The organism is Comamonas sp. B-9, assembly GCF_000410635.1.
In the GTDB taxonomy this organism is placed as follows: domain Bacteria; phylum Pseudomonadota; class Gammaproteobacteria; order Burkholderiales; family Burkholderiaceae_C; genus Comamonas.
In genome coordinates this window covers 1-11,746 of sequence record NZ_APCR01000458.1, presented here as the reverse complement: position 1 = coordinate 11,746, position 11,746 = coordinate 1, and the positions used below count along the sequence as shown (strand labels likewise).

Genomic DNA, 11,746 nt, shown 5'->3' with positions numbered 1-11,746 from the left:
CTGAGGCCTGGAGCCGCGCCCCCATCCGTGCCACCCGCCCTCTGCATGCAGGTGACAGCGCCGTACCCTATGAGCGCCCGCCCTTTGCCCCGCTACCGCATGAGGATCCGGATCTGCTGCTGGCCGCCGCCCGCTATGCCGCCAGCGCCGGCTACAGCCGCGCCGCGCAAGACAGCTATGCGGCCGCCAGCCATGCACGCGCGCTGGCAAGTGCCGCTGCGCTGGCACGCGAAATCATCCCCGTGGCAGGCATCACGCAAGACGCCTTTCCGCGCGTCTTGCGCCAGCGCCAGTTGGACCGCATGCCGGTGGTCGCGCAGACCGATGCCGACATGGCCGACGAGGCGCGCCGCGACCATGCCGTCAGCACCGTCGCCATCTCGCCCAAGGCTGATGCAGCGGCACTGGTGCTGTTGGTCAGCAAAGCCGCCTGCCGGCGCTGGGGCCTGTACCCTGCCGCGCAATGGCTTGGCCACCAGTCGCTGGGCGGCTCGCCTGCGATGCCGCTGGTGCTGGCCTTTGAGGCTGCCTGGGCCTTGCTGCAGCGAGAGGAACTGGGCTGGTCCCAGCTGGCCGCCATCGAGCTGCACGATGCCTTTGCGGTGCAGGGCCTGCAATGGCAGGCGCTGCTGCAAGGCCAGGGTGCGGATGCCAGCCTGCTCAACCGCCATGGCGGCGGCATCGCGCGCGGCCACCCGATTGGGGCATCGGCTGCGGTGGCTCTGGTCCGCGTGCTGGCTGATCTGGAACAGGCGAAAACGGGCACATCCGCAGCCCTGGGGCTGGTGGCGGTAGCCGGTGCCGGCGGCCTGGGCAGCGCGGCGCTGGTGCGTCAGACGGCGCTGCTATATTGACGGGATGCTCAGCACCTTAGCCATTGCCAACTACCGCTCCTTGCGCCAGCTGCTGGTGCCGCTGGGGCAGCTCACCGTCATTACCGGGCCCAATGGCAGCGGCAAAAGCAGCGTCTACAAGGCCCTGCGCCTGCTGGCCGATATCGCCCATGGCGGCGTGGTGCGCTCCTTGGTGCGGGAAGGCGGGTTGGCATCCACCCTCTGGGCCGGGCCCGAAGAAATCACGGCGCGCATGCGCCGCGGCGAAGTACCGGTGCAAGGGACGGTTCGGCGCAAACCGCTGCAGCTGCAACTGGGCTTTGCCTCCGATGAGGACGGCTTTGGCTATGCCATTGACATTGGCATGCCGGTCCCCAACCAGGCTCTGCAGGCCTTTGCACACGACCCCGAAATCAAGCACGAGGCGCTTTGGGCCGGCCCAACCTGGCGCCCCAGCGCCACGTTGGTGGAGCGCCAGGCTGCCCAGCTGCGCCTGCGCGGTGATGGCCGTGGCGCGGACTGGCAGCCGGTCGAGCGCCCTATCCCGCGCTGGGCCAGCATGCTGACCGAGTTTGTTGACCCCGTTGCCGCGCCCGAGATGCTGACCGTGCGCGAGCAGCTGCGCTCCTGGCGCTTTTACGACCATTTCCGCAGCGATGTGGATGCCCCTGCGCGCCAGCCGCAGCTGGGCACCTACACGCCGGTACTCAGCAACGATGGCGCCGATCTGGCAGCGGCCTGGGAAACCATCCATGCCATTGGCGACCACGAGGCGCTGATGGCAGCGGTGGACGATGCCTTTGCCGGCGCCACCATCTCGGTACACCAGGATCGCAGCCGCCTGGAGCTGCTGATGCACCAGCCCGGCCTGCTGCGGCCCTTGCATACCAATGAGCTGTCTGACGGCACCTTGCGTTATCTGCTGTGGATTGCCGCGCTGCTAACGCCACGCCCACCGCAGATGCTGGTGCTCAACGAGCCCGAAACCAGCCTGCACCCCGATCTGCTGCCCGCGCTGGGCCGGCTGATCGCAGTGGCTGCGCGCCAGACCCAGGTGATCGTCGTCACCCACGCCAACCGCCTGCTGGCCGCGTTGGAAGACGCCGCCGCGGAGCTGGACTACCAAGCCATCCATTTGGAAAAGAATCTGGGCGAGACCCATATCGCCAATATCCCAGCGAGCGAGCTGCCGCGCTGGCAATGGCATGAGCGCTGATGCTCAATCGAGGCGCTTGAAGTACGCGTCCATCTCGGCGCGGGCCGTCAAGGTCTGGTTCACCGCCGCACCCACATCTTCATAGCCCAAGGCCATGCCGCAGACCACGGTTTGCGTGGCGGGCAGCGCCAGCGCATCGCGGATCAGGCAAGGGTACGAGGCCATGGCGCCAATGGCACAGGTCGCCAAACCGCGTGACTGCGCCGCCAGCATCAGTCCGTAGATGGCCATGCCCAGGTCCATATAGCCGCCCGGCCCAAAGCCACTGTCGATGGTGATGATGAGGGCCACGGGGGCATCAAAAAAGCGAAAGTTGCGCCCAAACTGCGCGCCCCGCCCGGCTGCATCGCCCCGCTCCACGCCCAAGGCGCCATACAAGGCCTGGGCCGCTGCTATCTGGCGTTTGCGCAGCGACAGCGGCAGAGGGTTGGGGAAATAGCCATAGTCCTCGGCCTCTTGCTCGCCCGCCGCATAGGCCTGCTGCAGGCGGCTAGAGAGCTGGTCGCGCCGCGCGCCGCACACCTGCCAGAAGTAGCCGGGCTGCAAATTGGCGCCACTGGGCGCACGCCGTGCCTCCTGCAGGCAATCGTGCAGCAGTGCATCGGCGACAGGCTGCGAGCTAAAACCACGCACCGAACGGCGCAGCTGCGCGCTGTTGGCTGCTGGGGCGGCCGTGCTGATAAGGTAAGGAGAAAGAGGCTTGTTCATGGCAGTGGCCGCCATTGTAGTGAATGGGCGCTTATATTTGCCATCCAGCCGCCTCGGGCCGCGCGGGCAGCGCCATGCGGGCAGCGCCGCGCAGGCAGCGCCGACTTGCAGCACAATCCATCCACTTCTCCGCCGTGGCGGAGCGTTCTCCCTCGCCCTCTGCTATGTCGACCTCATCTCCCTCTTCTGACGCGCCGCAAGATGCCCCCAGTGGCAATATGCTGCTCTGGATCCTGTTGGCGCTGGCCCTAGGATTTGCCGTCTGGCAGCCGCGCAGCCCGCAGGCGACCATGGCGCTGGTCGATTGGCAGACCATTGGTGCCTTGGCCGGCCTGCTGGCGATCACCCAGGCGGTCGAGCGCAGCGGCATGCTGCAGGCCACGGCGCAGCGGCTGCTGACGCGGGTGTCGACCTTGCGCGGCCTGGCACTGCTGCTGACGGCCACGGCGGCGCTGCTGTCGGCCCTGGTGACCAACGATGTCAGCCTGTTTCTGCTGGTACCGCTGACGGCCGTGCTGGCCGCGCAGGCCCATTTGCCGTTGGCGCGGCTGGTGGTGCTGCAGGCCTTGGCGGTGAATGCCGGCTCTGCCCTCACCCCCATCGGCAACCCGCAAAACCTCTACCTCTGGCACCGCTCTGGCGAGAGCTTTCTGGGCTTTATGGCGATGATGGGCCCGACCGTCGCCATCATGCAGGCCTGGCTGCTGGTGGCAGTTTGGTGGCTGGTGCCGCGCACCGCCATCACGCTCAAGCCGGCTACTGCAGCCGTTGCCGTGCAGCCGCGTCTGCTGAGCATCGCGGTGCTGCTGTTTGTGGCCTTTGTCATCGCACTGGAGCGCCACTGGACCCTGGCCGGCCTGGGCCTGGTGTTTGGCGTGTTTGCACTGGCAGCGCCCCGGGTGCTGCGCGGCGTGGACTGGGCCTTGCTGGCCACCATTGCGCTGATGTTTGTGGTGCTGCGCCAGGTGGCTGACTTGCCTGCGATGCAAGCGCTGCTGCTGCAGTGGCCGATTGCCGAGGGCTGGCGCGCCTACCTGGCCGCTATTGTGGCGTCACAGGTCATCAGCAATGTGCCTGCCACCATCTTGCTCGACGGCAGCGTGCGCGACCTGCCAGCCTTGGCCGCTGGCGTGAGTGTCGGCGGCTTTGGCTGCGTGCTGGGCTCGCTCGCCAACCTGATCGCACTGCGCCTGGCCCGGCTGCCCAATGGGCTGTGGGAGTTTCACCGCATCAGCATTCCGTTCTTGCTGGTGTGCGCGGCCTCGGCGGCATTGTTGCACTTGGGGTGAAGTGGCACATGCGATGGCGCCATATTTTGCCAAAGCAGTTGAAGCCAAACCTCAGCGAAGCTGCCACGCCCGGCTAAATCCTCGCGGGGCTTTCCCCAGTCTCGCGGATCAATGTCTCAGCAGGAATGCCAAGGCCTCGATGCAGGCTACGAATCATGGTCAAAGAGAGCGGGCGCTTGTGCGCTAGCACCTCATAGACCCGATTGGTCTGCCCGATCATCGGCACAAGATCCTTCACTGACAGTCCTTGTTGATCCATTCGAAACTTAATGGCCTCAATAGGGTCCGGTGGGTCTATGGGATAGTGCTTCCGCTCATAGGCCTCAATCAGCGTAACAAGCGCGTCAAACGCTGCCCCTTCTTCGCTGTCTGGATCTGGCTCAGTTGGTGCATCAAAGAATGCCTCAGCCGCTTTCAAAGCGGCTTGGTAGTCAGCCTCTGTGCGAATCGGTTTGAGTTGGAATTTCATGCTTTATGCTCCACAGTTTCGACGTCAGCCTGGTCGTATTCCTCATGGGTGCCAACGAACTTGATGAACATGACCCCAGCTTTGTAAACCACCGCAACGACGATGCGATAGTCATTGCCCTTGATGTTGAACACAACACGGTTGTTTCCAACAAAGCTTGCATTGCGGTACTGAGCCTTGATCTCAGCCGGTGTTTTCCATTCCGCACTGGAAACCTCTTGGTACCAACCCTGCAAAGGAGCCATCGCGAGTGGATGCTTCTCCCAGAATGTGCGCAACGTGGACAGGGCAATGATTCGCATAGGGTGAATTTTAGTCCTGAATTGGGACTGATACAAGTGACTGTGTAGTTTGGCTCTGCTGAGAAGCCAAAATAATGCCAAGGAGGTTTTCCTCAAGTACGCCGCAGCTGGACCAAGGCAGATCTGACCACCAGCATGCAGCAAAATGGAGCCTAGCAAGAATTCCGAAGGTGCGAAGGACTGGTAGCTATGTTGGTCGCTAGCGCTTTTCTGGCGGCCAAACGCCTCCACACATCATTGATTAATAGAAAGATATTTTTATGCGCATAGCCACCTGGAACGTCAACTCCCTCTCCGTCCGTCTGCCACAGGTGCTGGAATGGCTGGCGGCCAACCCGGTCGATGTGCTGGGTCTGCAGGAGCTCAAGCTGACCGATGACAAGTTTCCGCATGAGGCTTTGGCCGAGGCCGGCTACCAGGCAGTGGCCTTTGGCCAGAAGACTTACAACGGCGTGGCGCTGCTCAGCCGGGGCGAGCTCAAGGATGTGGTGCGCGCCAACCCGCAGTTTGCCGATGAGCAATCGCGCATCATTGCCGGTACGGTGGCCAGCCCGGCTGGCGATATCCGCGTGATCAACTGCTATTTCGTCAACGGCCAGGAGCCGGGCTCGGACAAGTTTGCCTACAAGCTGCGCTGGCTCAGCGGGCTGGAGGCCTATGTGAAGGCCGAGATGGCCTTGCACCCGCGCCTGGTGCTGGTGGGCGATTTCAATGTGGCGCCGGAAGACCGCGACAGCTACGACCCCGATGGCCTGCGCGACACCATCCACCACACCAAGGAAGAGCGCGATGCTTTCCAGAGCCTGCTCGCGCTGGGCCTGACCGATGCCTACCGGCTGTTCGAGCAGCCCGAAAAAAGCTACAGCTGGTGGGACTACCGCATGCTGGGCTTTCAGAAAAACCGGGGCCTGCGCATTGACCATATCCTGGTGAGCGATGCACTCAAGGGTGCGGTGAGCGCCTGCACGATTGACCGCGCACCGCGCAAGAACAAGCAGCCCAGCGACCATGCACCGGTGGTGGTGACCTTGGGTTGATCTGACCTTCGGCCAATGCAAAAACGGGCCGCAGCCCGTTTTTTTGTTGTCTGTACCGCGCTGAGCGCAGCCCTCAATCAAGCCTTGGGATCCGTCTCCGGCAGCGCATGCATCGCCAGCGCGGCCTCGGCATCGAGCTTGCGGCCCAGGGCTTCGGCGTCTTCTTCGGACAGCAACTCTCCCTCCCACTTCGCGACCACAGCAGAGGCCAGCGAGTTGCCCACCGCATTGGTCGCGGAGCGCCCCATGTCCAGGAAGGTGTCGATGCCCAGGATCAGCAGCAGACCTGCTTCAGGGATGTTGAAGTGGCTCAAGGTGGCGGCAATCACCACCAGCGAGGCGCGCGGCACGCCGGCAATGCCCTTGGAGGTGAGCATCAGCACCAGCAGCATGGTGATCTGCGTGCCCAAGGACAGCTCAATGCCATAGGCCTGTGCGATGAACAGGGTCGCAAAGGTGCAGTACATCATCGAGCCATCGAGGTTGAAGGAGTAACCCATCGGCATCACAAAGCTCGAGATCTTGCGCTTGACGCCAAAGCGGTCCAGCGCGTCGAGGATCTTGGGGTAGGCAGCTTCGGAGCTGGCGGTGGCAAAGGACACCATGAAGGCCTCCTTGATGAGGGTCAGCAGCTTGAACACGCGCTTGCCCAGGAAGGCCATGCCGGCCAGCACCAGCAGCGACCACAGAATGAACAGGCCCAGGTAGAACTCGCCCATGAACACGGCGAACTTGAGCAAAATGCCCAGGCCATTGATGGCCACGGTCGAGGCCATGGCCGACAGCACCGCCAGCGGCGCGAGCTTCATCACATAGCCGGTGATCTTGAGCATCACATGCGAGAGCTCATCAATGGCGGCCAGAAGCGTCTTGGCCTTGTCGCCCAGCGCGGCCATGGCCACACCAAAGAACATCGAGAACACGACGATCTGCAGGATCTCGTTGTTCGCCATCGCTTCGGCAAACGACTTGGGCACCGTGTGGTTGATAAACTCGCGCAAGGTGAACTTGCCGGTGGCCAGGTTCGTGGCCGCGCTCACATCGGGCAGCGGCAGACCCAGGTTGGCGCCGGGCTGCAGCACATTGGCCAGCACCATGCCCAACAGCAGCGACACGAGCGATGCGGTCAGGAACCACATCATGGCCTTGAAGAACACCCGCCCCACCGAGGCGGCATCGCCCATGTGTGCAATGCCCACCACCAGGGTCGAGAACACCAGCGGCCCGATCAGCATCTTGATCAAGCGCAGGAACACATCCGAGACGATAGCGATATAGCCAGCAATATCCTTGGCAGCGGCTGCATCCGCAGCGCCTGCGTTGACTGCGTAGCCCAGTGCAATACCGGCCAGCATCGCCGCCAAAATCCACAGCGCCGACGAAGAGCCCTTTTTGCCCGTGAGAGCCATAACCAATACCTTTGATGTCTGTGATTTATGGTGCTGTCCAGGGCGATCTGGGCCTCGTATGCGGCACATCAGCAAGGCGTTCATGCTGGACTGTGTGCGCTTTTTCCAGCCCGGGCAGGCTTTGCTGCCGGGTGCAAGCGGCGGATCGGCCGCAAAAGGGAAGAGCGATGAGGCTGCCTTGGACGGCAGGATTGCAGGTTCTGCGGGCCCGATTGTAGCCGCAAGTTTTTACGGGTAAACGCGTACGCCTTGAGAAAGTGGGCGCCTACATGGTAATTTTTTCCCAATTCACGGGAAATATTACAAAGCTGCCAGGCAACTTACGGCGCAGTGCGGGCGGCTTCACAGGCAGTCTGCCCGCTTTCGTATAGACGTCTTGTAACAGCTTATTCAGAACGCGCGCTCTAGCGCGCGCGGGCGTCCTGCATATGCTGCAGCTCATCGGTATAGCGGCGCAGCTGCTGCGCCTGGCCTTGCAGCAGCGGCCGCACATCCAGCGGCAAGGCCGATTCCAGCACGCGCTGGTAGCGCTCGGCCACCAGCACCAGACTGAGGTTGCACTCGGCAATCAGGTCGCGGTCGCTGTGGAGGTTGGCGCGCTGCTTGAACTCGGTCCAGCGGCGGTGCATGCGGCCGGCAGCGCTCAGCCCCGGCCGCTCGACCAGCGGGCTGGGCTCGGCCAGTTGCAGCTGCACATCCTGCAGCTGCCAGTCCATGGCGCGGAACTGCTCGGCTAGCGCATACAGATGGCTGCGCAGCGCAATCGCCCGGGCTTGCTCGCTGCCCGCGACCAGGCATTCCTCGCAATCGGCCAGTCCTTGCTGCAGCACGCGCACCGCGTGCTGCACCTGGGCGGCAGACAGCTGTTCGCCTTGCAGGCCGCTGATCGCATGGTCATAGGCAGCGCGTGCAATGGTCCTCGCCTCGGGCCAGTCCATGGGGTTGCTGCCGCGCACATGCTGCCACTGCACCTCCAGTTGGGTGGCCAGCGCATCAAAGCCCGAGGGGTTGCGCTGCGCGGCATACCAGCCCAGCGCCAGCGCCGGGCGGTAGGCCTCGAAGGGTTGGCCCGCCACATAAAAATCCATGCTTTGGTAGTGGCTGCGCCAGTAGCTGTCTTCGCGCGCTGGGTTGCCCCACAGGGCCTTGGCCTTGGGCGGCAGGCCGCCGGCCATGGCACCGTGCAGCGCGTCGCCCGCCAGCTGAGCCATGCCATTGGCGGTCGACGCTGCCAGCCGCAAGCTATTGAGCAGCGCCGAGCGCTGGCGGCCAATGCGTTCGGGCGAATTGCGATACGCCTGGGCCGAAAACACCGAAGTCATCTTTTGCATGGATTGCACCACCGGACAGACAGGAATAGGCCATTGTGGCACGGTTCAAACCGTATCGATGGCTGGCCTCTGTCAGCGAAACCGCCGCCTTGGAGGGCGGCGGCTTTTCTAAAGATCGACGCGCTTACGCATCAATCATCGCTGGCCGACAGCCCCAGCTCCTGGATCTTGCGCGTGATGGTGTTGCGGCCAATGCCCAGGCGCTGGGCCGCTTCCATGCGGCGGCCATGGGTAGCAGCCAGCGCACTCTTGATCAGCTGCGATTCAAAGCGGCGGCTGAGCACATCCCAGACCTCGGTGCTGCCCGATTGCAGCAGCACATCGGCCTCGCGGGCCAGATCGCCCTCCCAATCGCCGCCCTGCGCTGCGCCATTGGGCACGCCATGGACGGGCATGGACACGGCAGGCAGGCTGGCTGGCACCTCAGCGGCAGCGGGCCGGTAGCTGTGCTCTTGCGGCGCAGCCTGCACGGCTTGCGCTGCGCTGGGCTGGCTGGGGGTGACCGGCGGCGCAGCAGGCGTGGCCTGCAGCACTTCCGGTGGCAGATCCTGCACGGACACCCATTGCGCGGGCGCCATGACGGTGATCCAGTGGCAGATGTTCTCCAGCTGCCGCACATTGCCCGGGAACGCAAACTGGGCCAGCTGGGCCAGTGCCGCTTCCGACAGCTGCTTGGGCTCCACCCCCAGTTGCTTGGCACTGGCAGCCAGAAAATGCCGCGCCAGCATCGGAATGTCTTCCTTGCGCTCGCGCAGCGGGGGCAGGCGCAGGCGGATCACATTGAGGCGGTGGAACAAGTCCTCGCGGAACACGCCCTTGTGCACCCGGTCTTCCAGGTTCTGGTGGGTGGCCGCTATCACCCGCACATGCGACTTGACCGGCACATGGCCGCCCACACGGTAGAAATGTCCGTCAGACAGCACGCGCAGCAGCCGTGTCTGCAGGTCAAACGGCATGTCGCCGATTTCGTCCAGAAACAAGGTGCCGCCCTCGGCCTGCTCAAAGCGGCCGCGGCGCTGGGTCTGCGCGCCGGTGAAAGCACCGCGCTCATGGCCAAACAGCTCGCTCTCGAGCAGATCCTTGGGGATGGCCGCAGTGTTGATGGCGACAAAAGGGCCACCCGCCACCGGCGAATGCTTGTGCAGCGCGCGCGCGACCAGCTCCTTGCCCGAACCAGACTCACCCGTCACCATCACCGTGACATTGCTTTGCGACAGCCGGCCAATGGCACGGAACACATCCTGCATCGCAGGCGCCTGGCCGAGCATTTCTCCGCCGCCAGCGGCCTGCGACAGCTCGGGCGCCTGGCTTTCGCTCTGCTGCACGGCGCGCTTGATCAGCTCCACGGCCTTGGGCAGGTCAAAGGGCTTGGGCAGGTATTCAAAGGCCCCGCGCTGGAAGGCCGAGACGGCGCTGTCCAGGTCCGAGTACGCGGTCATGATGATGACCGGCAGCTGCGGATGGTCTTCGTGCACCTGTTCGAGCAACTGCAGGCCATTGCCGCCCGGCATGCGGATGTCGCTGACCAGCACCGACGGCGCCAGCGCCTGGTCGCTCACATTGTCAAAGGCTTCGAGTACTTCCTTGGGATGCACAAAGCTGCGCGTGGGCAGCTGCTCGCGGGCGAGTGCCTTCTCCAGTACAAATCGGATCGACGGGTCATCATCCACTATCCAGATTGGTTTCATTGTCGCTATCACCCTACCCTTACAGTTCTACATACCGTGGTCCTGCAGCAAGGGAAGCCAACTGCCCCCTAGTCTGTCAACGGCAGCATGATGCGGAAATCCGTGCGCCCGGGCTCGCTCTCGCATTCAATCAGGCCTTCATGCCGTTGCACAAAGGTCTGCGCCAGCGGCAAACCCAGGCCCGTGCCACCATCACGTCCGGTCACCAAGGGGTAGAAGATCCGCTCCTTGATGTCCGGCTCGATGCCAGGACCGTTGTCGATGACATGCAATTCCAGTGCCAACTTGTGCCGCTTGCGGCCCAAGGTCAGCTGCCGGGCAATGCGGGTGCGCAAAGTAATGCGCGCATTGTCCTGGGCCATTTGCGGCACCAGCACCTGCGCAGCATTTTGCACAATGTTTAGCAAGGCCTGGATCAGCTGCTCGCGATCGCCTCGGATCTCGGGCAGCGAGGTGTCGTAATCGCGCTCGATGCGCAGGCCCTGCGGGTACTCCAGCAGCACCAGCTGGCAGACGCGCTCGCAGACCTCGTGGATATTCACATCCCCCACCGTGTGCGGGTGGCGGTGCGGCGCGAGCAAGCGATCCACCAGGGCCTGCAAGCGATCGGCCTCGTGGATGATGACGTCGGTGTACTCCTTGAGCTGGGCATCGGGCAGCTCCAGCTCCAGCAGCTGGGCCGCGCCCCGTATGCCGCCCAGCGGGTTCTTGATCTCGTGGGCAAGGTTGCGGATCAGCTCCTTGTTGGCCAGCGCCTGCTCGCGCACACGCTCCTCGCGGTCCTGGCGCACCTGCTGCTCCAGCGGCCACAGCTCCACCAGAATGCTCTCCTCCTCCTCCCACCAGGAGAGGTTGGCATGCACGGGAAAGGCGTCTTGCAGGCTGCGCCGCAATTGCGCCTCAAAGCGCAGCGAGGAAAAGCGCTGCGCGCGCGCATCCACCAGGGCCTTGTGGATCAGCTCATCGTCCTGGAAAAATCCACCAAAGTAGTGGCCCAGAATGCTTTTGCGCGAGACGCCCAGCGCATTCTCCAGCGCCGCATTGACCCGCACGGCGGCGCCATCGAGCCGTATCACGGCGACCAAGGTGGCGATGTGTTCCAGCGCCTGCCATTCGCGATCCATGGCACGGAGGTCAGACATGGGATATGCCCCAAAAGGTAGAAGCTTTGATTATGGGGCCGGCAGGCGTTGGAGCTCACGCTGGATGCCGGCGATATCGCTGTCGTTGCGCGTGATTTCCTGCTTCAGATCGGCCACGCGCTTGGTGTAGAAGGCAGGGTTGCGCATCTCCAGGGCGTTTTTCTCGGGCTCGCCGTTGTTGTACTCGCGCGCCAAAGCAAGCTTTTTATCCTGGGCCTTTTTCAGCTCGGTCTCGAGGATGAGGCGCGCATCGGAATCGCGGGCGCGGCCATCGGCCGTGGTGGAGCGTGGCGCGGGGGTGGCAGCGGCGGGCGCGCGCGCG

Annotated in this window: 11 protein-coding genes and 1 pseudogene; 4 read left to right on the top strand and 8 right to left on the bottom strand. The window is 63.8% G+C overall.

Annotated features, from left to right (window positions below):
* Positions 1–854: acetyl-CoA acetyltransferase (locus H928_RS26100; protein WP_021025419.1), on the top strand; the 854-nt coding region annotated here is incomplete at its 5' end.
* A 4-nt stretch (positions 855–858) separates the two neighbouring features.
* On the top strand, positions 859–2,049 hold the full coding sequence (locus tag H928_RS0104350) for an AAA family ATPase (protein ID WP_021025418.1): 1,191 nt from the start codon (positions 859–861) through the stop codon (positions 2,047–2,049).
* Between the two features lie 3 nt (positions 2,050–2,052).
* Here the strand turns inward: H928_RS0104350 and H928_RS0104345 are convergent, their stop codons facing one another.
* On the bottom strand, positions 2,053–2,757 hold the full coding sequence (locus H928_RS0104345) for a nitroreductase (RefSeq protein ID WP_027010543.1): 705 nt from the start codon (positions 2,755–2,757) through the stop codon (positions 2,053–2,055).
* 164 nt (positions 2,758–2,921) lie between these two features.
* Here H928_RS0104345 and H928_RS0104340 point away from each other — a divergent pair, with 164 nt between their 5' ends.
* On the top strand, positions 2,922–4,046 hold the full coding sequence (locus H928_RS0104340; RefSeq protein ID WP_021025416.1) for an SLC13 family permease: 1,125 nt from the start codon (positions 2,922–2,924) through the stop codon (positions 4,044–4,046).
* A gap of 73 nt (positions 4,047–4,119) precedes the next feature.
* On the opposite strand, the gene H928_RS0104335 is transcribed toward H928_RS0104340, so the two are convergent.
* Complete coding sequence (locus tag H928_RS0104335; protein ID WP_021025415.1) at positions 4,120–4,515, bottom strand: type II toxin-antitoxin system HigA family antitoxin; 396 nt, start codon at positions 4,513–4,515, stop codon at positions 4,120–4,122.
* Positions 4,512–4,817: a type II toxin-antitoxin system HigB family toxin gene (locus H928_RS0104330; protein WP_027010542.1), complete on the bottom strand. Its 306-nt coding sequence runs from the start codon at positions 4,815–4,817 to the stop codon at positions 4,512–4,514. The genes H928_RS0104335 and H928_RS0104330 overlap by 4 nt, the downstream gene beginning before the upstream one ends.
* Before the next feature lie 260 nt (positions 4,818–5,077).
* Between H928_RS0104330 and xth the strand changes: the two genes are divergently transcribed.
* Positions 5,078–5,854, top strand: coding sequence for an exodeoxyribonuclease III (gene xth, locus H928_RS0104325; protein ID WP_021025413.1), 777 nt, complete (start codon positions 5,078–5,080; stop codon positions 5,852–5,854).
* A 77-nt stretch (positions 5,855–5,931) separates the two neighbouring features.
* Here the strand turns inward: xth and H928_RS26095 are convergent, their stop codons facing one another.
* The 5 genes and pseudogenes from H928_RS26095 to H928_RS32065 form a co-directional block, all read right to left on the bottom strand.
* Positions 5,932–7,263, bottom strand: a complete 1,332-nt coding sequence (locus tag H928_RS26095; RefSeq protein WP_021025412.1) for a dicarboxylate/amino acid:cation symporter — start codon at positions 7,261–7,263, stop codon at positions 5,932–5,934.
* A gap of 404 nt (positions 7,264–7,667) precedes the next feature.
* Positions 7,668–8,594: a hypothetical protein gene (locus H928_RS0104310; protein WP_148293033.1), complete on the bottom strand. Its 927-nt coding sequence runs from the start codon at positions 8,592–8,594 to the stop codon at positions 7,668–7,670.
* Between the two features lie 131 nt (positions 8,595–8,725).
* Positions 8,726–10,282, bottom strand: coding sequence for a nitrogen regulation protein NR(I) (ntrC, locus tag H928_RS0104305; protein WP_021025409.1), 1,557 nt, complete (start codon positions 10,280–10,282; stop codon positions 8,726–8,728).
* A gap of 68 nt (positions 10,283–10,350) precedes the next feature.
* A complete protein-coding gene (gene glnL, locus H928_RS0104300; RefSeq protein ID WP_052329739.1) occupies positions 10,351–11,424 on the bottom strand; it encodes a nitrogen regulation protein NR(II) in 1,074 nt (357 codons plus the stop codon).
* A gap of 30 nt (positions 11,425–11,454) precedes the next feature.
* A pseudogene (locus H928_RS32065) lies at positions 11,455–11,746 on the bottom strand (hypothetical protein); the annotation flags it as partial.